Below are 21525 nucleotides of genomic sequence, written 5' to 3'. Positions count from 1 at the left end.
CGTGCGCCACGGCTTCCGGCCGTCCGTTCGCGGGCCACGCTAGCGCCCGGGGCCGACATCCTGACGTTCCGTCACCACCGGGGCGTGGCGGCCGCCCCCCGAGAAGAGCCCCGGGGCGGGCGTGGTGAATCCGTCACGCTATTGTCGTGCCTTCTTCACGAGGTGCACGCCCCGCCGGGCGATGCTGCCTCCGGCGGCGCGCAGGGGCGGCCGCCACGACCGACCCCGGGGGGAACGATTCCGATGACCGCACGCCGTATGACCGCACGCGGTACCACCTCACGCGGTACCACCTCACGCCGTAGCCTGGCCGGCCTCCTGGCCGCCGGCCTGCTCGCCACCGCGGCCGCCCTGGTGCCGACGGCGGCACCCGCGGCCGCCGACACCGGCACGGGCGACCTGCCGTTCGGCTCGGCCACCACCGTCGGCCTGCACAACACCTACGACCCGGCCGCCTACCAGTACCTCGCCCAGAGCCTGGACACCGGTACCGGCATGATCGAGCTCGACCTCTGGACCGACGTCATCACCCAGGAGTGGAAGGTCAGCCACTCCAACCCGCTCGGCAACTCCAACAACTGCACCGCCGCCGACACCCCGGACCAGCTCTACGGCGGCGGCACCAACAAGAACCTGGAGCACTGCCTCGACGACATCCGGGTCTGGCTCGGCGCCCACCCGGGGGCCGGACCGCTGGTGGTCAAGCTGGAGCTGAAGGGCGGCTTCGCGGCCAACCTCGGGATGGGCCCGGACCAGCTCGACTCGCTGATCGCCGCGCACCTCGGCGACGCGGTGCTGCGCCCGGCCGACCTGCTGGCCAAGCCCGACGGCGGCTCGTACGCCACCGTCGACGAGGCGGTGCGGGCGGGCAACTGGCCGAGCCGCTCGGCCCTCTCCGGGCGGGTGCTGCTCTACGCGATCCCGGGGACGGTCGAGGAGAACAACCCCTTCGACACCCTGCACACCGACGTCGAGTACGGGCGGCACCTGCGCGACCTGGCCGCGGCCGGCCGGATCGGTCAGGCCCAGCTGTTCCCGGCCGTGCACGGCGCGGCGGCCGGCGACCCGCGCGGCAAGTACACCGGCGCGGACGCCGGGATCCGCCCCTGGTTCGTGGTCTTCGACGGCGACGCCGCCACCTACCTCAACGGCGTCGACACCGCCTGGTACGACCGCTCGCACTACCTGCTGGTGATGACGGACGCCCAGAAGGTCGCGCCGCAGATCAGCGCCACCGACCCGACCGTCGACCAGGCGCGAGCCCGGACCGAGCAGCTGGCCCGGGCGCACGCCAGCATCGTGTCCAGCGACTGGCGCAAGCTCGCGGCGGTGCAGTCCCTGGTGCTGCCGCGCGGCTGACGCCCTGGGCCCGCTCCGACCGTCGGGTCGGAGCGGGCCAGGTCAAGTCATCGACGGATACGGCGAGTTGACCGGAGATGAAGACTCCGTACGGGGCTTCCGGGGTGCTCCGGGGCTCGCCATCCTGGTTGGCATGACCCGAACTCCACGCGCGTGGAAGTCCCGTGCCGTCGCCGTCGCCGTCCTCTCCCTGGCCACCCTCGCGCCCGTCGCCGTCGCCACCGAGGCGCAGGCCGCGGTGAGCGGCAAGGTGTGCGTGTCCGCCCTGCCCTCACAGGCCCGGACCACCCTCGGCCTGATCGCCAAGGGCGGGCCGTTCCCGTACCGCCAGGACGGCGTGGTGTTCACCAACAAGGAGGGCGTGCTGCCCTCCCAGCGGTCCGGCTACTACCACGAGTACACCGTGGTGACCCCCGGCGCGCCGACCCGCGGCACCCGCCGGATCGTCACCGGACAGCGCTACCACGAGGACTACTACACCGGCGACCACTACGCGACCTTCCGCCTGATCGACTTCGGCTGCTGACGGCACCCGTCGCCCCTGCCGGGCCCCGGCTGCCGGGGCCCGCTTCCGTTCGGGCCTGCTCCCGTTCCGGGCCCGCTCCCGTCCCCGGCCCCCGAGTGGCCCGGCAGCCCGGCGCGGTAGGGTCGGCGCTGCCCGCCCGTACGAGCCGGAGGAACCCGTGCCGCAGATCCTGGTCGACCACTCGGCCGAACTCGCCCTCGACCAGGACGAACTGGCCGCCGAGCTGCACAAGGCGGTCACCGAGGTGATCGACACCACCGTGGCCGAGTGCAAGACCCTGTTCCGCCCGGCCCCGCACCACACCGTCGGCGACGGCACGAGCGGCGAGGCCGTGGTGCTGGTGGAGGTCAAGATCCTGGCCGGCCGGACCACCGCCCAGCGCGCCGAACTGACCGCCCGGGTGCTCGATGTGCTGGGCGCGCACATCGCCGTCCCGGCCGGGATCGGCGTCCAGGTCACCGAACTCGACCGCGACACCTACCGCTTCGTCCACCACCCCGGCCGCTGACGGCCGCTGACGGCGGCTGACGGTCACCGACCGCCGCTTGACCTCCCGCACCCTCCGGCCCGCCCCCGCCCGCCTCGGCTACCGTCCGGTCGAGCACCGACGGTATCGTGACAGGCCGCGGAGGGGGGAAGCGGATGGTGAAGGAAGCAGCGGGCGACGGAACCGGCGGGCCGGAGCAACCGGGGGAGCGCGCCTCGGCCATCGCCCGTCGGCTGGACCGGCTGATGGCCCGTGAGGCGGCGCGCTCCGGCGGACGCCCCCCGGCCTACCGCGAACTCGCGGACCGGATCAACCGCTTGGCGGGCCGGGACGTCATCTCCCGCGACACCGTCCGCAACCTCCACCTCGGCCTGAACCAGAAGGGCCAGGCCTGCAACCCCACCGTGGACACGCTCGACTGGCTGGGCCGGGGCTTCGGGATCGGGGCCGGCGCGAGCTACTTCCTGGACGACGCCAAGGCCGCCGTGGTCGAGGAGCAGCTCGACCAGCTGGAGCGGGTCGCCGAGTTGAGGCAGGCGCTGGGCAACGACGGGGTGGTCAACCTGGTCAAGCGGGCCTCGGCGCTCTCCGACGGCAGCCTGCGGGTGCTGCTCTCCCTCGCCGACAACCTCCGGAAGCTCGAACAGGACGCCGCCGGGCAGGACGCCGCGCCGCAGCACGCCGTCGAGCGGCACATCGCCGACCAGAAGGCCGCCCCGGCCGACGGAAGATGAGCGGAAGCGCCGCGCCGCCCCCCGGACCCGCTCCCGCCCGCCCCCGCCCCCGCTCCTAAGGGACACCCTCGCCTTGGCCTTCCCCCGGTGGCCTGCGCCGACGCTGCGAGCAGCGACTCTCCGGCCTGAGCCTGCCCGCCCCCTTCACCGTCGAGGGCTTCCGCGCCGCACTGGAACGCGAGCGGGGCCGGCGCATCGTCATGGAGCCGCTGCCCGCGCTCGGCCCCGATCTCCCCTGCGGCCTGTGGATCGCGCTGCCCAGCGTCGACGTCGTCTACTACGAGGAGCGCACCAGCCCGGCCCACCAGGACCTGATCAAGCTGCACGAACTCGGCCACGTCCTGTGCGGTCACACCGGCAGCCTCGAACTCTCCCGGCTGACCGCGCTGCTGCCCGACCTGACGCCCGAACTGATCGCCCAGCTGATGGGCGCGGGCCGGACGAGCTACCACACCGCCGAGGAACAGGAGGCCGAGATGATCGCCCTGCTGCTGGCCGACCTGGTCGACGCCACCACCGAGCCGAGTCCCGCCTCCGACCGCCTGGTGGAGAGCCTGCTGCACCCGATCCGCCGGCCCCGGTGGAGGAATTCCTGATGCGCCCGCTGTTCACCTGGCTGATGCCCACGCTGATCTGGGGCGTCGTGCTCTGGCGGGCGCCCTCCGCCTTCACCACCCGGGCCAACCGCGCGCTGTGGGCGGCCTTCACCGCGATCGCCCTCGGGCTCAGCTGCCGCCCGGCCTTCGTCGAGCGAGCGCTCGGGGACGTCACCGGCATCCGGGACGTCACCCAACTGCTCAAGCACCTCGCCGGGGTCGCCGCGGCGTACTTCCTGCTGGAGTACGTCCAGGCGGTGCGGCAGCGCCCGGAGCGGCCGGGCGCCGCTCGGGCACGACTGCTGTTCACCGTGGCCGCGGGGCTCGCTCTGACCCTGCTGTTCGTCTTCGCCCTCCCGCACGACGCCGACGGCGCCTTCGGCATCGACGCCCACTACGGCGAACCCGGGGTCAAGGTCTACCTGTGCGTGTTCGACACCGTCTTCGCGCTGGCCAGCGCACGGGCGATGGTCCTGTTCTGGTCGAACCGGGAGGCCGTCCCGCCCGGGACGCTACGGGCCGGGGTGACCTGCCTGGCGGCCTCCGGGGCCACCGGCCTGGCGTACACGCTCTACCGCTACCACTTCATCCTCACCAGTGGCGATGCGACCGAGTTCGACGCCGACGGCAAGCCGGTGCCGCTGCAGGACACGCTCAGCGAGGTGCTGCCCGCGCTCATGCTGGTGCTGCTCGTCCTCGGCGTCACCCTCCCGCCCGCCCGGACGGTGGTGGGCTATCTGCGCGACCAGTACGCGCTGTGGCGGCTGCACCCGCTCTGGGCGGACGTGGTGGCCGCCGTCCCGCAGGTGGTGCTGGGCACCCAGAGCGGCCGGCTTCGCGACCTGCTGACCGTCCGCGACCGCTCGGTCGAACTCGCCCACCGGGCCTTCGCCATCCGGGACGCCGCCCTGGTGCTGCGCGAGGACACCCCGGGGCCTGAGTACGCGTCGACGGCCGGGGGCGCGCCGACGGCCGAGGGCGTGTCGACGGCCGCCGCCGACGAGGACCTCGCCCGGGTCGAGGCCCGCTGGCTGCGTACGGCCGTCCGGCACCGGGCCCGGGACCTCCCCGCCCCCGCACCGCCCGCGGCCCTGGCCGCCACCACCGGCGGCCGCACCCCGCGCGAGGAGATCGCCTGGATGCTCGCCGTCGCCGCGGCCTACCGGCAGCTCGACGCGGACGAAAGCGCCTGACGGCTCGTCCCCTTGACGGAGCGTCATTTCGCCCGACAGCCGCATGCGCCGGTCAGTACCGTCCAGGAGGTGCGGTTTTCGCTCTTTGGCGATTATGATCGTCACTCGGCGGGGGAGCCCGCCGCTACCAGCCTGGGAGCGGGGGATGTGCGGTTCGGTAGGCGGTCGGGGCGGACACCGGTGCGGCGGCGCTTCACCGGGGGACGCCGGAGGGGACTCCCGGTTTCGGCGCCGAACCCGTGACACGGGTTGGAGCTAGCGGGCCGTAGGTGCCCGAAGGGTACGGCGGCTCCGGGGAACCGGGTCGACCTGCGGGCGCTCCCGACCTACGGGGGTGGGCGGGAGCGCCCGCTGTCACTCTGATGAGGACTTGTCAAGGACCGGCCAAGCGATCAGGCTGTGGCCAGTTCCACCAACCCTCACAGACAACATGAATAACGGAGACCTGATGTCCCACGACATCGAAGCCCCGGCCGACCCCCATCGGCAGCAGATACGCCGCACCCGGCGGGTCATCCACGCGATGACCGCGGTGGCGGTCCTGATCTCGGCCGCCCTGGGCGCCGAGGCGATGGCGGCCTCGCCCGCCGACGTCCCGCAGCCGCCCTCGACGGCCGACCAGGAACAGGGCATGCGGGCAGGCATGCCGTTCCGGGACCCGCCCGTCGCGGACGCCACCGGCCACGGTGACGCCGCCGCCCAGCCGAACGTGACGATCACCCTGGACGCCACCCGCAGCCGGTTCGACGTCTCCGGGCGGGAGGCCTACGGAGCCTCCTACACCGGCTCGTACGTCGCCCCCACCCTCCACGTGGACCCGGGCTCGACCGTCACCATCCACCTGGTCAACCACCTCCCGGTGGCCACCAACCTGCACTTCCACGGGCTGCACGTCTCACCCGAGGGGCAGTCCGACGACCCGTTCCTGTGCGTCGCGCCCGGCGCCGACACCACCTACCGGCTGACGATCCCCGCCGACCACGCCCAGGGCACCTTCTGGTACCACAGCCACGCCATGGGCACCAGCTGCCCCGCGCCGGGAGCCCCGGACATGCCGGGGATGGCCGGTATGACCGGCATGACCGGCGACGTGGAGAACCAGGTCTTCGCCGGCCTGTCCGGCGCCCTGGTCGTCGGCGACGACCGCACCCTGCTCCCGGCGGACCTGCGCAAGGTCACCGCGCACACCGTCGTGCTCAAGGACGTCCAGCTCGACCGGGCCGGGAACATCCTGCAGAACACCGACACGGCGTCGATCGACTCGAACAACCCGACCGTGCGCCTGGTCAACGGCCGGCTGCGGCCGGTGCTGTCGATGCGGCCGAACGAGACCCAGCTGTGGCGCCTGGTCAACGCCGGGGCCGACATCTTCTACCGACTCCGGCTCGACGGCTACCACTTCACCGTCGTGGGGGAGGACGGCAACCCGGTCGCCCGGGTGACCACCGCCGACAGCCTGCTGCTGCCCCCGGGCAAGCGCTACGACGTGCTGGTCACCGCCGGCCCCCGCCCGGCCAGGGCGCGCCTGCGCACCCTCGCGTACAGCAACGGCCCCCAGGGCGACGCCTATCCCGACACCGAGCTGGCGACGATCAGGATCGCCGGTGACCCGGTGCACCGCCGGCCGGACGTCACCGGCGGCATCCCGACCGCCCCCGCCGACCTGGCCGCGGAGCCCGTCGCCCAACGGCGCACCGTCGACCTGTCCGAGAGCACCGACGGCAACACCTTCTACATCAACGGTCAACAGTTCGCGGCGGGCAGCTCCGTCTTCGCCACCCCGGCGAAGCTCGGCACCGTCGAGGAGTGGACCATCGTCAACCACTCGGGCGAGGACCACCCCTTCCACCTCCACACCAACGCCTTCCAGGTCCTCTCCGTCAACGGCACCCCCCAGCCCTACACGAGCCGCCAGGACACCGTCCCGGTCCCGCACGCGGTCGACGGCGCCCCCGGCACCGTGGTCATCCGGGTCGCCTTCGCCGACTACCCGGGCAAGTGGATGTTCCACTGCCACATCGCCGCCCACGAGGACCACGGCATGATGAGCTTCATCAACGTGGTGCCGTAGACGGGGTCTGACCTGCGGAAACACCCGTAGGCCGTACCACGGAACCACCGGTTCCACCAAGGCTGGGGGCCTGATCGACCATCCGGGGTCAGCAAAAAGTCAGCATCAGACCCGGGGAGTCCGATCAGCCATGGCCACTGTGAACCTCATCCGCGGCATGGGGACGTTCTTCAAGGAGTGCGAACACCCCATGTCGCGGTGGCCCAGGTGCCCGCACGAGTACACGATCCGCTATCGCAACGCGGCCGGCCGGCAGGCCGAGGAATCAGGGTTCGCCACCCAGGACAAGGCCAAGGCCCGGCTTGTCGAGGTGTACCAGGACTCACTGCTGGACAACCACCTCTACCCGGCCTTCGAAAGCCGCCGGATGGCCACCTTCGACCACAAGGTCGTCGACGCGTTCATCCAGACCATGGAGCGCAACGGCGTCGGCCTCGGCACCCAGTCCAACGCCTTCGACAAACTGAAGGCGATCCTCCTCGACGCCCACCGGCTCGGCCTCTACGACGAGAACCCGCTGGACGGCGTCAAGCCCCCGCAGTACGACGCCAAGCGCGCCGTCATCCCCTCGCGCGAGCAGCTCAAGGACATCCGCATGGCCGGCGACGACACCTTCCTCCTCATCGCCGACCTGATGAGCGGCTGCGGCCTGCGCAACGGCGAGGCCTACGCGGTCAACATCAACAACATCGTCGCCGACGACGTCTACCGGATCACCGAACAGGTCAACCAGACCACCAGGACCTACGGCCCGATGAAGCACCGCAAGGCCGACGACTACCGCGATGTCCCGCTCCCGGCCCATGTGAAGGCCAGCATCGAGCAGTACGCCGCCAAGTGGGGAACCATCGACGGCTACCTGCTCCGCAACCCCAACGACATCACCAAGCCCTACCGGGGCTACCTGCTGGAGAAGCAGTGGCAGCGCATCAAGAAGGCCGGCGCGGTCGACATACCGGAAGGCATGACCATCTACAGCTTCCGCCACTTCTTCGCGTCCAACTGCCTCGGCCACAACATCCCCATCACCGACGTCGCCGAATGGATGGGCCACCGCAGCGTCGACATCACCTTCAAGACCTACCGCCACCTCATGCCCGGCTCCATCAGCCGTGCCGCCCAGGTGCTCAACCTGGGTCTGGCCGCATAAGCGAGTGAGGGTCTGCCCTCGCGGGCAGACCCTCACTACAGACGTGGGTTCACTCACCTGACAGTCGCTGCTGCCTCACCCATGCCTGCACTTCCGACACCTTGAACTGAAGCTTCGCGTTCCGCCCGCTGCCGAACCGGTACGGGCAAAGCCCCACTCGAGGCGCCTCCCGATATACCCACGCAGTGGACATGTTCAGGTACTCGGCGGTCTGCTTGACACTCATGAACTGCTCAGGCACGGGCTCCTCCTGTGTGGCCAACCGGATTTGACGGAGCCCAAATATCGGTGGACAGGGTGACTTGGTCGCGCCGCGGCCGCGTGATACAGAGCACGCAGAAGCGTCGCCATCTGACCCGATCACCGAGCGTGCCCGAAGGAGGCGTGCACTTCGGCCTCATCGATTCGCAGTCGGCGGAGTGGCCGCTGGTCACCAACGCCGTGCGACGACTGCTTGCCTCGGGCGCGCCGCCGAAGCGACTGATCTCCGACTTCCGGGGGCTTCTAGCCGTGCCAGGGCGTTGCCCGGATCTCGAAGCCGGTCAGGCCCTCGGGTTGTTCTTCCCAGACGAGGACCTGATCCACGATGGCCAGTGGCGGCCCCTGCCTGGTCCACTCGACGAGTCGCTGGACGGCGGCCGGGTTCCCCTCGAACACGGCCTCGACGTTGCCGTCAGGCAGGTTCCGCACCCAGCCCCGCACGCCCTGCGCGGTTGCTTCGTGACGGCAGGTGTCGCGGTAGAAGACCCCCTGCACCTCGCCGGAGACGATCACTCGGCTGCGGATCATCGCCCACTCCCTACGGTGTCCGGGTCATGGTACAGCCCGACCGCGCGGCTGCGGCCGCGAACGCGCTCGCATCGAGCACCGCCGCGCCGCTCAGGTCGTTGTTGAAGTACACGTAAACCGCGGCGAGTCCGCCCAGCTGTCGGCGATTCGGCCCACCCAGCCGGCCAGCGCCTGCCGCCCGTACCGGGGCCGGGGCCGGGCCCGACCGGCGTGGCAGCGCAAGTAGCCCCATTCGCAAGTCCGCCAAAGCGGGGTGACCAGGCGTGACCCCCGGTCCGCCCAGCACAGTGCGGCGGCCTGGCGTGGGGTCGGCGAGACGTCGGCCGACCCGGGCGAAGGAAGAGCGTGGCATGGCGGATCGGGAGCGGCCCGTGATAAGCCGCACCGCCATCGGCGTCGCCCGGGATCACCGCTCGGTGGAGTCGATCGGCACCGGCTGAGCCGGTTCCTCGGGGCCCAGCTCGGTGACGACGTGGCGGAAGACCGTGCGGGCCCCCACCACCGCCTCGGTCCGTAGCAGGATGCCCGTCGCGGGGTCGACGGTGAACCGGCACGTCATTGTCTCGTCCAGCGCCAAGGCGCTGAGCGGGAATGCGCAAAGGGTCGGACGGTGGCCTCGATGGAGACCGGCGACACGGTCATTACGTGCGCGAGGTGGGAGACGACACGGGCCGGGGCGAGCAGCTCGACGAGGCGAGCGGCCGCCGGGCTCGTCCGGTCTGGTTCGTAGTCGTCCGTGATCGTCAGGGTGGCCCCGCCGGACGAGACCGTCCATGAGCGGGCCGAGGGCCTGGACGTGAAGGAACGGTCGTCGTGGCGGTCGGCCTCGATGCAGATCCCTGCCGTCAGGCGGACGGGTTCCACCAGGGACCTGGCCATTCGGGCCAGGGTTGCGTCCGCCGAGATGGGAAGCGCCCGGATCGTCTTCCGTCCCGTCGCCGCCCCTGCCTGATCCCGGCCGCCCGCCCTGGTCGCAAGATCATTGACCGTGCAGCTCGGCGCCCGCCCCGGAGGCTGCCGGGCGACGGCGCGTCGGGCCCGGGTGGCCGGGGCCCCACGGGCGGGACACAATCGTCGGGGCGGCGAGTGACCCGCTACGCCGCCGGTGGGGCGGGGTACTCGACCGGGAGGCCACTGTGGCCGGTGTGACCAGCAGCGATCTTCTCGTGGACGCGTTCGGCAGGATCCGTGAAACGGTCGCCGACGTGGTCGACGGCCTGACCCCGGAGCAGCTGGCGTTCCGGGTGCAGGATTCGGCCAACTCGATCGCCTGGCTGGTCTGGCACCTCACCCGGGTGCAGGACGACCACCTCGCCGACGCGGCCGGCCGTGAACAGGTGTGGACCGCCGACGGCTGGGTGGGCCGGTTCGCCCTGCCGTTCGCCGCGTCGGCCACCGGCTACGGGCACCGACCTGCGCAGGTCGCCAAGGTCACCGCCACCGCCGACCTTCTCGTGGGCTACCACGAGGCCGTCCACGCACGGACCGTCGACTATGTGCGCGGCCTCGACAACCGGTCCCTCGCCAAGATCGTCGACGAGTCGTGGCAGCCCCCGGTCACCCTGGGGGTGCGTCTGATCAGTGTGATCTCCGACGACCTCGAGCACGTCGGCCAGGCGGCCTACGTTCGAGGCCTGCTGGCCCGGCGCTGACGGCCCGCGACCCAAGGCGAGGCAGGGTGTGTGACGGCCCGCCCGACAGGCGGAGAGACCCCGAACCCGGCGCTCTGCTCCGGCGGAGCAGCGACTTCACCAACCGCAACGCCACCTTCATGATCTGGAACCAGCTCCACCTGGCCCGCATGCTCAAGGATGCCGCGGCATTCCGGCCCACGGCAATCAGCACTCCGAGTGGGACGCCGGCTGCCGCTTCGACTTCGAGAACCCCGAGCACCGCTCAACCGTCGGTCATTTGTTCGGTGGGGCTGGAAACTCGGCTGGCTGTGGCTGATCGTCATTTGGTGGAACTTCATCGCCCGGACTGATAAGGATATCAGGCAGGCGCGGGAGGGCTGGATGACCGGCACCCGCTTCGGCGAGGTGCACGGCTACGACGGTGACCGGCTTGCAGCTCCCGAGGTGCCCCAACTGCCCCTGAAGCCATGGGGGAGGGTGCGCTGACCTGGGCCTATCGTCCGCGATGCGGTGCGTCGGATTGCGGTGGATCGTAGTCCGGGCGGTCTGCGATCCGCCGTTCCGGAAGGACGTTCGTGTCGCGAAAGGCGGCTTCGGCGATCGGCCGCGAATCTCATGTATGGGCATCTGTAGCCAGCTCGCGGGTCGGGGCTGGCTGCGCAAGCTCCCCGACGGGCGCTTCACCAACAACCTGCTCACCGCGAGAGCCCCGCGAGGGCGCTGGTCAGGCAGGTCGGCATCTCGCCCTCCAGCGTGCGCTGGCACGCGTTCGGACTGCAGCCCTGGCGCGCGGGGGGCAAGGGCTTCCCGGCCCTGCTGCTGATCGACAAGATCCGGGACGTGGTGGGCCTCTATCTGGCGCCGCCGGCGAACGCGGCGGTGTTCGCGTCGACGAGAAGCCGCAGATCCAGGCGCTGGAGCGGATCGCTCCGGTGCTGCCGATGCTGCCAGGGGTGCCCGAGCGGCGCAGTTTCGACTACGTCCGCCACGGCACCGTCGACCTGTTCGCGGCCCTGGACATCGCGACCGGAAGAGTGATCGGGAAACTGTCGGCGCAGCACCGGGCGGTGGACTTCCGGGACTTCCTGGACGAGATCGACCGCCAGACCGAGCCTGGTCTGGCGGTCCACGTGATCTGCGACAACCTGTCGGCTCACAAGGCGCCCGTGGTGCATCGCTGGCTGCTGGCGCATCCGCGTTTTCAGCTGCACTTCACGCCGACGTACTCGTCGTGGATCAACCAGGTCGAGCGGTGGTTCGCCGAACTGGAACGGCGTTGCCTCGAACGCGGCGTGCACTGTTCTCTGGACAGCCTCTAGGCCAGCCTCGAAAACTGGATCAAGGTCTGGAAAGAGAACGCCGAGCCGTTCAAGTTGACCAAGACCGCAGACCAGATCATCGATCGAATCTGCCGCTACTGCTCACGCATCTCCGAACCAGCTCACTAGCTTGCCGTTGTCTCAGAGAGTCCCCGGAATCAGCCCGTAGCAGTAGGCATTGCTCGGATTCGAGCTACCCTTCCCGGTGTAGTACGGGTCGCCGACCCAGAGGAACTGATGTCCAGTCTGGGGACCGACGATTCCGTCAGGCTGAAGGCCCCAAAACGTCTGCCACTTGATGACCATGTTCTGAGTCTCGGGGCCCCACTGGCTGTCCTCCGCTACCGACGCCGGGAGATCCGAAAGGGCTACTACGAAGGAATGCGTACCGACGTAGTAGTTGTACTGGTGCTGAACGCACCAGACGGCGTTGCCATTCAGGCTGTGACCGTAGCCGATGGACGGCACTCCGTCAGCGGCGTTAGCGCTCACGGTTGCCGTGCTGGCGGCCAGCGCCGTGCCGGCCAGTACGACAGCGGCTCGCTTGAAAAACCTGGTGAAGCTGGTCATGACTGCTTAGTACCCCCCGTTCGAACGAGACGATGGCCGTCGTTCGGTGGCATGCACCATGAGGACCATCGCAATTCATTGTTGATATCTTTGTTGTGGTTCGCAGAGTGAAGTGACGGTGCGCCGTAACCCGTGGTGGTCGTTGACCGGACAACTGCCCGGCGGGACCCTGCGAGTTGGCCGACCAGCTGATTCAGCCCGCGGCCCGCAGACGGCGCTGTGTCCGGCCCTGCATCGAGATACAGCCTCCTGGAGAGCCGGTCTCGCAGCTATCCACTTTGGGACGTCTGCGACGCGCGTTTGCGGATAGACAACTCGGTGGGTGACGCGCAGCGCCAGCACGGCGGCTACCGTGTCGAGCCAGCGGGCGACCAGATGCCCCCGTCGGGTTGTACGACCGTGGCGGCTGCCTCGCGCCAGGCGCGCGCCAACGCGGTCCAGGGCAGCGGTTCACAGTGCGGCCGCGAAGCGGGTGCGGCCGGCGCGGACCACCTCACCGAGGAAGAGCAGGGCGCGCGGCGGCACGCCGAGCCGCCGGTTCGTCGCTGTGCGCGTGGATCCGGTCGTCGAAGGCCTTGGGCCACGCCCACCCCTGGTCGAGGTAGGCGGCCAGCTTCTCCAGGCACCGTACCGACGGCTTGCATCGCTGCCCGTGCGGCCCGCGCGAGGCCAGCGCCGTCACCCTGTCCCGTGTCCAGGCCTCACAGATGGTCACCCGTCAGCGAAACAGCCGACGCCTCATCCCGAAGAGCTCGTGTCAGTATGCGCCGCGCTGCGGAGCCGCGGTTGCGGTTGTCCCATCAGGGCCGTGGCGGTCTCACTCCTTGCTGGACCGGCGTCTCATGTCGCAGGTAGGCGGCGTGGGACGGAGCGGTCCGCCGGGTGGGATGGAGACGGGTTGTCTGTGCTCGTGGGCGTGGGACATCGTTGCGTCCAGCGGATCAAGCTCACCCGGCGCGCTCGCCGTGGCCGAGCTTGCCCGCGACCTCCGGCGCCGCGTGCACGGCGGTGGGCGTTCCGGTGCGTTCGTCACGGGAAGGCGAGCAATCAGGCGCCCCGCGCAGCCCGGGATGCTCCGAGCGTGACCTGACTCGGTGGCGATGACCGCCCATGTCCCAAGACCAGGGAGCACCCGACTGCGCGTCGGGTGCTGGGCATGCCCGCTCCCACCACGACAGGTAGCGCACCACCGTCCGGAGAACAACCCGACTCAGCCAACCCGACCCCCAACCGAAACGCGGAGGCTAGGTACGTCCGTGTCACGCAACGACCTTTTCCGGAACGGCCCTGAGGGCGATCCCGCTCTCCTGTACGAGGGTGGCGACATCGACCGACTGCATCATGTCGTCACCGAGCGGCTCGCGCCGCATCGTTTGACCGTGCTGAACGACCGACGCCCGAACGGGCGCTTTCGCTGTCTGCACGAAGGGGAGGTGATGCTCTACGAACTCGGATACGGCACGGACGTCACCGTCTGCCCGGGAGAGCTTGGCGATTTCTACAACGTTCAGCTGCCCATGTCGGGCGCGGGAGTCGTCACCGTGGACGGGGTGCCCCTGCCGTCCACGCAGATTATCGCCGGTCCGGGCCATCGAGTCTCGATGACGTGGAACGGCGAGGCACGGAACGGCATCCTCATTATTCCGGGCCGGGCCGTCGCGCAAGCCTTGGAAGTGCGGAGGGGCGAGGCCCCCACTGCCCGGGTGCGCTTCAGCCCGGTGCTCGACGAGCAGAATCCGCTGGTCTGCGCGTGGATCGAACTCGCGCGGGGATTCAATGAGTTCGTCGCATCGCCCTTGAGTCGCCGCTCTCCGCTGGGAGTGCGGCACTTCGAGAAGCTGCTGATCGACGGCCTGTTGGACGCACAACGCCACTCCCAGAGCGACACCCTGACGGACAGCGCCTCGACCGCCCTCCTGCCCGCCGTACGCCGGGCCAAGGAGTTCTGCGAGGAACACGTGCACGAGGCCGTCTCGGTGGCGGACATCGCCCTCGCCGCGCGAACCAGCCTAAGGAGCCTCAGGGAGGGCTTCCGCGCTCACCTGAATACCACGCCCCTGGCGTATCTGCGCCAGGTGAGGCTCGATCACGCCCACCGCGACCTCCTCGCCATCGCCGACGGACGAGCGGAGGGCACCGTGACCGACGTGGCCTGCCGCTGGGGCTTCACCCACCTCGGCCGCTTCAGCGCGGTGTACCGCCAGACCTTCGGGCGGTCGCCGTCCGACACGCTGCGCCGAAGCTGCTGAGCGAGCGCCCGGCCGGCCGGGGTGAGTAGGAGCTCCGGCACTGCTCGGCTATCCACAAACGTGAAGTCCCTGGCGACCCGAAAGTGGATAGCCGCGTGATCAAGGTTCGGGGAGGCTCGGTCCTGAATGCGGCCGGATGTAATTCACCGCCCGTCGGCGCCAGCGTTACGAGTCTGGGCCGAGCGTTCAGACCACCCCTGGAAGGGACACCTCCGTGAGCCTCAAGTCGCGTATCGCCAAGGCCGCCACCGCGACCGCCGTTGCCGGCGCCACCCTCGTCACCTTGGCAGGCCCGGCCAGCGCCAACCCGAACGCGCCGACCATCGGCTACGGCAACGTCACCAGCGGTGCCGCCGTGTGGTGCGTCCAGCACAACTTCAACTACTTCATCAACAACTGGACCAACCACGCCTTCCCGAACATCGCCGAGGACAGCCAGTGGGGGCCGGAGACCAACGCCGCGATCGTCTGGTTCCAGAAATACAAGGAGCTCCAGCCTGACGGCCTCGTCGGTCCGCAGACGGGCGAACGTGTGCTGATCTTGGGCGACCCCTACTACACGGGCAACGACACCTATTACCCGCAGAACTCGTACTGCTGGAAGTACATCCCGTCCACCGACTGAGCCCCGGACCCGACCACGAAGCGAGGAGAACGACGTGAGCTTCAAGTCGCATGTCGCCAGGGCCGTCACTGCGACTGCTGTCGCCGGTGCTGCCATCTTCGCTCTGGCCGAGCCCGCCAGCGCCGGCCCCAGCGCCCCGACCCTCGGTGACGGCTACGCCGACAACACCCACGCTGTGTGGTGCGTCCAACACAACATCAATCACTTCCTGAGCATCACCACCATCTCCGACCACCCCGTCCTGTTGGCGGAAGACGGCATCTGGGGCCCGGAGACCAAGGCGGCCGTCGAGTGGTTGCAGTCGAGCGCCTACGTCGACGGCCAGAAGCTCCAGGTCGACGGCATCGTCGGCCCGCTCACCGGAGACATGATCGTCGGGGATGGGGACCCGTACTACGTCGGTAGCTACGACGCCTACTGCTGGCAGTACATCCCCACCACCTATGGTCCCTGATTATCCATCACAGGAGGAGCGGTACATGACCACCAAGACCTTCGGCCGCGCCATGGTGGCGGTGGCCATGGCCGGCACCGCGATGCTGTCCGTCGGTATCTCGGCGGGCGCCGCCAGTGCCTCCGAGGCCGCCGCCTCCATCGGCGACAACCAGCCCAACAACACCCACGGCGTCTGGTGCGTCCAGCATCTGATCAACGACGTCGCCCGGCAGAACAACCGGGCGACCGTCGACGAGGACGGAGTCTGGGGCCCGCAGACCAAGGACCAGGTTCTGTGGTTCCAGAACTTCGTCCACCTGCCGACGGACGGCATCGTCGGTCCCTTCACCGGTGACAACGTCCTCTACCACGGCGACCAGTACTACGGCGGGAAGTCCGGCTACTGCTTCACCTACGTGCCCAGCGACTCGGGGCTGTTCGAGTAGCACCTGCCCGTCGAGCACATCGAGCAGCAAAGGGGGTGTGGCACTTCGCCCTCTCTGACGAAGCATCACGAGCTCTGGAGACCCTCCTGTGAGTACCCTTCTCCCCGCCCGGCGCCGGTTGTCGCTGGGCCTGTCTCTGGCCGCCGTACTGACCGGCGTCGGCGCGTACACCGCCTCGGCCGCATCCGCCGCGACCGCGCCGACGCCGATACCGCTCACCTCCTCGGCTTGCCCGGCCGACCTGCAGCAGGGTGAGGCCGACGGCTGCGTCACCCAGCTCCAGCTGGAGCTGAACCTGACCGGTGCCCAGATCACCGTGGACGGGCAGTTCGGCCAGGCCACCGACACCGCCGTGCGCACCTTCCAGTCCTCTCACGGCCTGACCGCCGACGGCATCGTCGGCCCGGCCACCAAGTCGGCGCTCGACGCGGCGGCGGGTTCCGCCTCCGGCACCGTGGACCTGCGCACCCAGTGCGGCGACCTGCAGACCGGCGCCGGCGGCCCGTGCGTCAGCACCCTGCAGACGATGCTCAACACCTTCAACGCGGGCCGCCTCACCGCGGACGGGCAGTTCGGCGCGGCCACCGACACCGCCGTGCGCAACTTCCAGGCCTCGCACGCCCTGACCATCGACGGGGTCGTCGGTACGGACACGAAGAACGCTCTCTACGCCAGTACCCCCACCCCGCTGCCCAGCGGCCCGATCGACCCCGCCAAGGTCCTGAACGCGGCGAAGAACTATCTGGGCGTCCCGTATGTGTGGGGCGGCGGCCACTCCCTGCGCGGCGAGGGTCCCGGCCCCTCGCTCGGCACCTGCGACGGCTACACCGGCTCGATCCAGCCTTGCCCGGCCAATACCACCGCCGGCCTGGACTGTTCGGGCCTGGTCCGCGCGGCCTTCTGGTTCGGCGCCGGCATCGACCTCGCCAACGGCGGCGACACCAACCAGCAGACCCTGGACCGCCACCTCACCCCGATCACCGAGTCCCAGCGCCGCCCCGGCGACGTCGAGTACTTCGGCGCCGACGCGCACAACACCACCCACGTCGTGCTCTACGCCGGCACCGACCCGGCCACCGGCGCGGACATGATGTACGAGGCGAAGGAGACGGGCACCAACGTCCACTACGTCGGCCTGCGCACCGGCGGCTACTGGTACCACGTCTCCGCCTGACCCCCGGGCGTCGCGCGGGTGACACCTGGCACCATCCGCCCGAGGACTGTTCGCTCAGACACGTCATCGGCCGCCTCGCCGTCGGTCCCGGGCCCCATCCACCTGTCCCTGCGAAGGAGAACGCCCATGCGTACCAAGCTCGCTGCCATCGCCGCGGGAGCCGTCGTGTTCACCGGTCTCGGAGTCGGCACCGCCACCACCGCGTCCGCCAGCACCCCCGCCGTGTGCAGTTCCTACGGCTTCAGCAGCGACAACGAGCCGGAGGTGAGCTACAACGACAGCGGCCCGGAGATCAAAGCGCTGCAATGCGAGCTCAACTACAGCGTGCGCGGCGCCGGCCTGCAGGTGGACGGGATCTTCGGCAACAACACCCTCTCCATCGTGAAGAAGTTCCAGGGGTGCGCCGGTCTCCAGGTCGACGGCATCGTCGGGCCGAAGACCTGGGCCGCGCTGGACTACCAGAGCGACATCGACACCGCGGCGAACTACATCTGCTGACCCGGCCCGACCAAGTACTCCCGACCACCTGTACCGAAGGAAGAAGCATGCGTAACAAGCTCGCGGCCGTCGTGGTCGCTACCTTTCTGGCCATCGGATCCGGTGTGGCCACCGCTGGCAGCGCTTCGGCCGCGACGTCTCCGAGTAACCTCTGCGGATGGTGGAGCACCAGTGAGCCGGAGCTGAGCTACGGCGACAGCGGTAACGAGGTCAAGGCGTTGCAGTGCGAGCTATACAACTCTCTCGCGTACAACGGACCGGCCGTCGACGGGCAGTTCGGCGACCAGACCCTCGCCGCAGTGAAGAAGTTCCAGACCTGCGAGGGCCTCCAGGTCGATGGCATCGTCGGCCCGAAGACCTGGGCCGCGCTGGACTACCAGACCACCCAGGGTAAGTACCCCGTTTGGTGCGTGTAGTCGATCGGGCCGATCCGCCGTAGCGGCCCCAAGCGCCGGGAGCGTGGCTCGTCTGGCGGGGACGCTCCGATCGGTGCGTGGCGGCGAAAGGTCGCCTGCACGGGCACATCAAGAGGGTCGAGTCTCAGTTCACCGCCCTGCGTTACTTCGCGCCTGACGGCAACCTGATGTGGCATTGGGCTGCGTGGCGTGGGTGATGGGGAGTGATCTCGGATGCGGCGGGCGGAGCGCCGCCTATCGGCAAACCGTCGTCCCAGATCAACGGATTGTGGCAGTGGCACTCACAGCTGAAGAGCGGTTGGTTCCTCGGACTCCGGGGTCGCTGGGCTCGCGCTGTCGGTGTGTGGGGGGAGATCGACACCGCAGGCAGTGAGCTCAGGGTCGTGTCCCTTGAGTTGGTGTAGTGGTCGTGCGCCAACGGTCATGCGGTGGGCGGGAGTTCGTCGTGGGTGTGCTCGGTGGGGTAGAGCTGGTCCATGCTGCCCTCGGGCAGGTAGCGGCGGGGGAAGGCGATCCATTCGTCGTGCATCTCGAAGAGCACGGCGGTGACCAGCCGCAGGAGCGCGTCGTCGTTCGGGAAGACCTGGACGACGTCGGTGCGGCGCTTGATCTCGCGGTTGATCCGCTCGAGCGGGTTGGTCGATTGGATCTTCTTCCAATGTCGTTCCGGGAAGGCCGCGAAGGCGGTCAGGTCGTCCTTGGCCTCCAGCAGCATCTGCCTGACCTTGGGAAACTGCTTGCCGAGCATCTCGGCGACGGTATCCAGCTGAGCCCGGACCGCGGCTTCCGCCGGCTGGGCGGAGATCGTGCGGATCGTCGCGGCGACCATCTCGGCCGCCTGCTTTGGGATCACCGCGAAGGCATTGCGCAGGAAGTGGAGCCGTAGAGAAACAAGATGTTGCTTCCACTTGCCAGTGTCGTTGATCTGGTATGAGGCTTCCGGAGGGGGAGCACGGCCAACTCGCCGTGCGGTTCGAGGTGTTGCTGCCGCATCTGAACGAGCGGCAGCGACGGTTGATGTGTGCGACGGAAGCCCGGCTGCTCGGGCATGGCGGCATCCGAGCCGTCGCCCGTGCCGCCGAGGTGAGCGAGACGACGGTCCGCCGAGGCGTCTTCGAGCTGGAAGCCGGTGAACTGCCGCTTTCCGAAGGACGGGTACGCAGGCCGGGCGGGGGACGCAAACGCGCCGAGGAGGTCGACTCCGGGGTAGTGCCCGCGCTGATGGCGCTGGTCGAGCCGGACGAGCGAGGCGATCCGATGTCGCCGCTTCGCTGGACGACGAAATCGCTGCGGAGCCTGGCCCAGGAACTGACCCGCCAGGGTCACCCTGTCTCGGCGATGACGGTGGGCCGGCTGCTGAAGGAGAACGGGTTCAGCCTGCAGGCCCAGGTCAAGACGCTGGAGGGCAAGCAGCATCCGGACCGGGACGCCCAGTTCCGCTACATCAACGAGCAGGTCAAGCAACACCAGGCCGTCGGCGAACCAGTGATCAGCGTGGACACGAAGAAGAAGGAGATGCTCGGCCAACTGCCGAACGTGGGCCGCCAGTGGCGGCCGAAGGGCGACCCGGTCCAGGTAGAGGACCACAGCTTCTTCACCGGACCGAAGGGCGACGCGGCCATCCCCTACGGCATCTACGACCTGACCGCCGACACCGGCTGGGTCAACGTCGGCGTCGACCACGACACCTCCACCTTCGCGGTCGCCTCCATCCGCCGCTGGTGGCAGGCCCGCGGCCGCCATGACTACCCCCGCGCCACCCGTCTGTTGATCACCGCGGACGCGGGTGGCTCGAACAGCTACCGCTACAGGGTCTGGAAGTCCGAGCTGGCTGCCTTCGCGGCCGAGACGGGACTGGTCGTCACGGTGTGTCACTTTCCGCCCGGTACATCAAAATGGAACAAGGTCGAGCACCGCTTGTTCTCCCATATCGCGATGAACTGGCGCGGCCGCCCGCTGGTCAGCCACGAAGTTGTCGTCAAGACCATCGCCGCGACGCGGACCCGTACCGGGCTACAGATCGAGGCCGAACTCGACCCGGGTTCCTATCCAACGGGCACCACGGTCAGCAAGGCGTACCTGGACTCGCTCCCGATCGAGCAGCATCCCGAGCGCGGAACGTGGAACTACACCATCCGCCCCGACGGCCCGGGCCCCAGCGAGCACGAGGCGGTTCGCATTCCCGGGGAAACGGCCCGCACCCACTTCCTGCAGATGCTGGCCGACCCGATGCTGACCGGGATGACACGGGAAGAGTTGGCCGCGCTGAGCGACCGGCTGGCTCCTGCGCAGGCCGAACAGCGGGAAGAACGCTGCTACCAGCAGCGCGACGGGCGACGGCGCAAGGCACCCGGCGACCATGGCCGCCCCCTCCTGACCGGCCCAGACAAGGTCCTGATCGCCGTGCTCTACACGCGGCAAGTCTGTTCCCAGAAGGTCCTGTACGACATGCTCGCCCTCAGCGACCGCACCATCAGCAAGGCCATCGGCGACACGCGCCGACTGCTGGACGACACCGGCACCGCTGTCGGGCTCTCCGCAGTCCGGTTCACCAAGCCGGACGACCTGGTGGCGTTCCTGCACGCCGGAACGCCACCCACCGAAGTCCGACCCCCGCTGCCGGAACAGCTCTCCGACCCAGCACTGACCGGCATGAGCCGTACCGACCTCCATGCCTTGATCGACGGGCTCTCGAAGCGGCAGGCCGCACTGGTCGAACGCCGGCGCTTCACACAGCGCGGCGGACACCGCCAGCCTGGGACCCGCGCCGGGGTGTTCCGACAGAAGATCACCGACGCCGAGCGCGTACTGGCCACCGTCCTCATGGACCGCAAGGTCTGCACTGGGGAAGTCCTCACCGAGCTCTTCCGGATCAGCAGGGGCACCCTCACGAACGCCTTCCGCGACGTCCGCCCGTTGTTGGAAGAGGACGGAATCACGTTCCCGCCGGCGCCTGTCACGCACCGCACTGCCGAAGCCCTCTCCTCGCCAGCACCACTACGAGGCCCAACACGCCGGCAGAACCAGCACCTTAATTCCGTACAGGTTCAGTGAACGCGACAGCGCTGGTAGGCGGCACCGAGCATGACCTTGCGGATCGCCTTGACCAGGCCGCTGTGGTGGTCGCCGATGACCAGGCGGACCCCGGTCAGGCCGCGTTCGCGCAGGGAGCGCAGGAACTCGGCCCAGAACACCTCGGTCTCGCTGTCGCCGACCATCAGCCCGAGCACCTCGCGGCCGCCGTCCTCGGTGAT

General features: G+C 69.4%; 21 protein-coding genes and 6 pseudogenes. 20 read left to right on the top strand and 7 right to left on the bottom strand.

What is annotated here, in order from left to right; translation table 11 throughout:
* Nucleotides 1–243: 243 nt before the first annotated feature.
* From ACIG5E_RS18460 to ACIG5E_RS18425, 8 genes are all read left to right on the top strand, one after another.
* A complete protein-coding gene (locus ACIG5E_RS18460) occupies nt 244–1359 on the top strand; it encodes a phosphatidylinositol-specific phospholipase C domain-containing protein (RefSeq protein WP_396534478.1) in 1116 nt (371 codons plus the stop codon).
* 133 nt (nt 1360–1492) lie between these two features.
* On the top strand, nt 1493–1885 hold the full coding sequence (locus tag ACIG5E_RS18455; RefSeq protein WP_396534477.1) for a ribonuclease domain-containing protein: 393 nt from the start codon (nt 1493–1495) through the stop codon (nt 1883–1885).
* A 157-nt stretch (nt 1886–2042) separates the two neighbouring features.
* Nucleotides 2043–2393, top strand: coding sequence for a 5-carboxymethyl-2-hydroxymuconate Delta-isomerase (locus tag ACIG5E_RS18450; RefSeq protein WP_396534476.1), 351 nt, complete (start codon nt 2043–2045; stop codon nt 2391–2393).
* Between the two features lie 134 nt (nt 2394–2527).
* The gene (locus ACIG5E_RS18445; RefSeq protein WP_396534475.1) at nt 2528–3106 is read left to right on the top strand and encodes a hypothetical protein; all 579 of its coding nucleotides are present in this window, start codon (nt 2528–2530) and stop codon (nt 3104–3106) included.
* Nucleotides 3107–3306: 200 nt separating this feature from the next.
* Nucleotides 3307–3702, top strand: a complete 396-nt coding sequence (locus ACIG5E_RS18440) for a hypothetical protein (RefSeq protein WP_396534474.1) — start codon at nt 3307–3309, stop codon at nt 3700–3702.
* The gene (locus ACIG5E_RS18435) at nt 3702–4895 is read left to right on the top strand and encodes an MAB_1171c family putative transporter (protein ID WP_396534473.1); all 1194 of its coding nucleotides are present in this window, start codon (nt 3702–3704) and stop codon (nt 4893–4895) included. The genes ACIG5E_RS18440 and ACIG5E_RS18435 overlap by 1 nt, the downstream gene beginning before the upstream one ends.
* A gap of 448 nt (nt 4896–5343) precedes the next feature.
* Nucleotides 5344–6966 carry a multicopper oxidase family protein gene (locus tag ACIG5E_RS18430; protein WP_396534472.1) on the top strand — a complete coding sequence of 541 codons (1623 nt, stop codon included), beginning with the start codon at nt 5344–5346 and terminating at the stop codon, nt 6964–6966.
* Between the two features lie 130 nt (nt 6967–7096).
* On the top strand, nt 7097–8116 hold the full coding sequence (locus ACIG5E_RS18425; RefSeq protein WP_396534471.1) for a tyrosine-type recombinase/integrase: 1020 nt from the start codon (nt 7097–7099) through the stop codon (nt 8114–8116).
* Nucleotides 8117–8165: 49 nt separating this feature from the next.
* Here the strand turns inward: ACIG5E_RS18425 and ACIG5E_RS18420 are convergent, their stop codons facing one another.
* From ACIG5E_RS18420 to ACIG5E_RS18405, 4 genes and pseudogenes are all read right to left on the bottom strand, one after another.
* On the bottom strand, nt 8166–8357 hold the full coding sequence (locus tag ACIG5E_RS18420) for a helix-turn-helix transcriptional regulator (protein ID WP_396534470.1): 192 nt from the start codon (nt 8355–8357) through the stop codon (nt 8166–8168).
* 263 nt (nt 8358–8620) lie between these two features.
* Nucleotides 8621–8905 carry an acylphosphatase gene (locus tag ACIG5E_RS18415; RefSeq protein WP_396534469.1) on the bottom strand — a complete coding sequence of 95 codons (285 nt, stop codon included), beginning with the start codon at nt 8903–8905 and terminating at the stop codon, nt 8621–8623.
* A 10-nt stretch (nt 8906–8915) separates the two neighbouring features.
* Nucleotides 8916–9208, bottom strand: a pseudogene (locus tag ACIG5E_RS18410) (DUF72 domain-containing protein); the annotation flags it as partial.
* Between the two features lie 103 nt (nt 9209–9311).
* Nucleotides 9312–9464: a hypothetical protein gene (locus ACIG5E_RS18405; RefSeq protein WP_396534468.1), complete on the bottom strand. Its 153-nt coding sequence runs from the start codon at nt 9462–9464 to the stop codon at nt 9312–9314.
* Between the two features lie 586 nt (nt 9465–10050).
* On the opposite strand from ACIG5E_RS18405, the gene ACIG5E_RS18400 reads away from it, so the two are divergent.
* The 4 genes and pseudogenes from ACIG5E_RS18400 to ACIG5E_RS18385 form a co-directional block, all read left to right on the top strand.
* On the top strand, nt 10051–10557 hold the full coding sequence (locus ACIG5E_RS18400; protein ID WP_396534467.1) for a DUF664 domain-containing protein: 507 nt from the start codon (nt 10051–10053) through the stop codon (nt 10555–10557).
* Nucleotides 10558–10646: 89 nt separating this feature from the next.
* Nucleotides 10647–10855: pseudogene (locus tag ACIG5E_RS18395) on the top strand (hypothetical protein); the annotation flags it as partial.
* Nucleotides 10855–11025, top strand: a pseudogene (locus tag ACIG5E_RS18390) (pirin family protein); the annotation flags it as partial. The pseudogenes ACIG5E_RS18395 and ACIG5E_RS18390, both read left to right, overlap by 1 nt.
* 339 nt (nt 11026–11364) lie before the next feature.
* Nucleotides 11365–11823, top strand: a pseudogene (locus ACIG5E_RS18385) (IS630 family transposase); the annotation flags it as partial.
* Nucleotides 11824–11999: 176 nt separating this feature from the next.
* Here the strand turns inward: ACIG5E_RS18385 and ACIG5E_RS18380 are convergent.
* On the bottom strand, nt 12000–12428 hold the full coding sequence (locus ACIG5E_RS18380; protein ID WP_396534466.1) for a peptidoglycan-binding protein: 429 nt from the start codon (nt 12426–12428) through the stop codon (nt 12000–12002).
* A 1256-nt stretch (nt 12429–13684) separates the two neighbouring features.
* Here ACIG5E_RS18380 and ACIG5E_RS18375 point away from each other — a divergent pair.
* The 7 genes from ACIG5E_RS18375 to ACIG5E_RS18345 all read left to right on the top strand — a co-directional run bounded on the left by ACIG5E_RS18375 (nt 13685) and on the right by ACIG5E_RS18345 (nt 18271).
* Nucleotides 13685–14677 carry an AraC family transcriptional regulator gene (locus tag ACIG5E_RS18375; RefSeq protein ID WP_396534465.1) on the top strand — a complete coding sequence of 331 codons (993 nt, stop codon included), beginning with the start codon at nt 13685–13687 and terminating at the stop codon, nt 14675–14677.
* A 214-nt stretch (nt 14678–14891) separates the two neighbouring features.
* Nucleotides 14892–15302, top strand: coding sequence for a peptidoglycan-binding protein (locus tag ACIG5E_RS18370; RefSeq protein ID WP_396534464.1), 411 nt, complete (start codon nt 14892–14894; stop codon nt 15300–15302).
* Between the two features lie 34 nt (nt 15303–15336).
* Nucleotides 15337–15756: a peptidoglycan-binding protein gene (locus tag ACIG5E_RS18365; protein WP_396534463.1), complete on the top strand. Its 420-nt coding sequence runs from the start codon at nt 15337–15339 to the stop codon at nt 15754–15756.
* A 25-nt stretch (nt 15757–15781) separates the two neighbouring features.
* Nucleotides 15782–16183 (top strand): peptidoglycan-binding protein, encoded by a 402-nt coding sequence (locus ACIG5E_RS18360; protein ID WP_396534462.1) that lies wholly within the window; start codon nt 15782–15784, stop codon nt 16181–16183.
* A gap of 88 nt (nt 16184–16271) precedes the next feature.
* A complete protein-coding gene (locus tag ACIG5E_RS18355; RefSeq protein WP_396534461.1) occupies nt 16272–17357 on the top strand; it encodes a peptidoglycan-binding protein in 1086 nt (361 codons plus the stop codon).
* A gap of 126 nt (nt 17358–17483) precedes the next feature.
* The gene (locus tag ACIG5E_RS18350) at nt 17484–17855 is read left to right on the top strand and encodes a peptidoglycan-binding protein (protein ID WP_396534460.1); all 372 of its coding nucleotides are present in this window, start codon (nt 17484–17486) and stop codon (nt 17853–17855) included.
* A 47-nt stretch (nt 17856–17902) separates the two neighbouring features.
* Nucleotides 17903–18271 carry a peptidoglycan-binding protein gene (locus ACIG5E_RS18345; protein ID WP_396534459.1) on the top strand — a complete coding sequence of 123 codons (369 nt, stop codon included), beginning with the start codon at nt 17903–17905 and terminating at the stop codon, nt 18269–18271.
* Between the two features lie 421 nt (nt 18272–18692).
* On the opposite strand, the pseudogene ACIG5E_RS18340 reads toward ACIG5E_RS18345, so the two are convergent.
* Nucleotides 18693–19154 (bottom strand): annotated as a pseudogene (locus ACIG5E_RS18340) (transposase); the annotation flags it as partial.
* A gap of 47 nt (nt 19155–19201) precedes the next feature.
* Between ACIG5E_RS18340 and ACIG5E_RS18335 the strand changes: the two are divergent.
* Nucleotides 19202–21325: an ISAzo13 family transposase gene (locus tag ACIG5E_RS18335; protein ID WP_396534458.1), complete on the top strand. Its 2124-nt coding sequence runs from the start codon at nt 19202–19204 to the stop codon at nt 21323–21325.
* On the opposite strand, the pseudogene ACIG5E_RS18330 reads toward ACIG5E_RS18335, so the two are convergent.
* Nucleotides 21322–21525: pseudogene (locus ACIG5E_RS18330) on the bottom strand (transposase); the annotation flags it as partial. The gene ACIG5E_RS18335 and the pseudogene ACIG5E_RS18330 sit on opposite strands and share 4 nt — an antisense overlap.

Origin of the sequence: Kitasatospora sp. NPDC053057 (assembly GCF_044546945.1) — a bacterium.
In the GTDB taxonomy this organism is placed as follows: domain Bacteria; phylum Actinomycetota; class Actinomycetes; order Streptomycetales; family Streptomycetaceae; genus Kitasatospora.
This window is presented reverse-complemented; position numbering and strand designations above follow the sequence as displayed.

What these genes read in the sequence shown, in the direction of transcription:
- ACIG5E_RS18415 (WP_396534469.1), bottom strand. Translation starts at nt 8,905, where the DNA reads ATGATCCGCAGCCGAGTGATCGTCTCCGGCGAGGTGCAGGGGGTCTTC.
- ACIG5E_RS18445 (WP_396534475.1), top strand. Translation starts at nt 2,528, where the DNA reads ATGGTGAAGGAAGCAGCGGGCGACGGAACCGGCGGGCCGGAGCAACCG.
- ACIG5E_RS18405 (WP_396534468.1), bottom strand. Translation starts at nt 9,464, where the DNA reads ATGACGTGCCGGTTCACCGTCGACCCCGCGACGGGCATCCTGCTACGG.
- ACIG5E_RS18335 (WP_396534458.1), top strand. Translation starts at nt 19,202, where the DNA reads ATGAGGCTTCCGGAGGGGGAGCACGGCCAACTCGCCGTGCGGTTCGAG.
- ACIG5E_RS18350 (WP_396534460.1), top strand. Translation starts at nt 17,484, where the DNA reads ATGCGTACCAAGCTCGCTGCCATCGCCGCGGGAGCCGTCGTGTTCACC.
- ACIG5E_RS18460 (WP_396534478.1), top strand. Translation starts at nt 244, where the DNA reads ATGACCGCACGCCGTATGACCGCACGCGGTACCACCTCACGCGGTACC.
- ACIG5E_RS18435 (WP_396534473.1), top strand. Translation starts at nt 3,702, where the DNA reads ATGCGCCCGCTGTTCACCTGGCTGATGCCCACGCTGATCTGGGGCGTC.
- ACIG5E_RS18380 (WP_396534466.1), bottom strand. Translation starts at nt 12,428, where the DNA reads ATGACCAGCTTCACCAGGTTTTTCAAGCGAGCCGCTGTCGTACTGGCC.
- ACIG5E_RS18430 (WP_396534472.1), top strand. Translation starts at nt 5,344, where the DNA reads ATGTCCCACGACATCGAAGCCCCGGCCGACCCCCATCGGCAGCAGATA.
- ACIG5E_RS18345 (WP_396534459.1), top strand. Translation starts at nt 17,903, where the DNA reads ATGCGTAACAAGCTCGCGGCCGTCGTGGTCGCTACCTTTCTGGCCATC.
- ACIG5E_RS18425 (WP_396534471.1), top strand. Translation starts at nt 7,097, where the DNA reads ATGGCCACTGTGAACCTCATCCGCGGCATGGGGACGTTCTTCAAGGAG.
- ACIG5E_RS18360 (WP_396534462.1), top strand. Translation starts at nt 15,782, where the DNA reads ATGACCACCAAGACCTTCGGCCGCGCCATGGTGGCGGTGGCCATGGCC.
- ACIG5E_RS18440 (WP_396534474.1), top strand. Translation starts at nt 3,307, where the DNA reads ATGGAGCCGCTGCCCGCGCTCGGCCCCGATCTCCCCTGCGGCCTGTGG.
- ACIG5E_RS18455 (WP_396534477.1), top strand. Translation starts at nt 1,493, where the DNA reads ATGACCCGAACTCCACGCGCGTGGAAGTCCCGTGCCGTCGCCGTCGCC.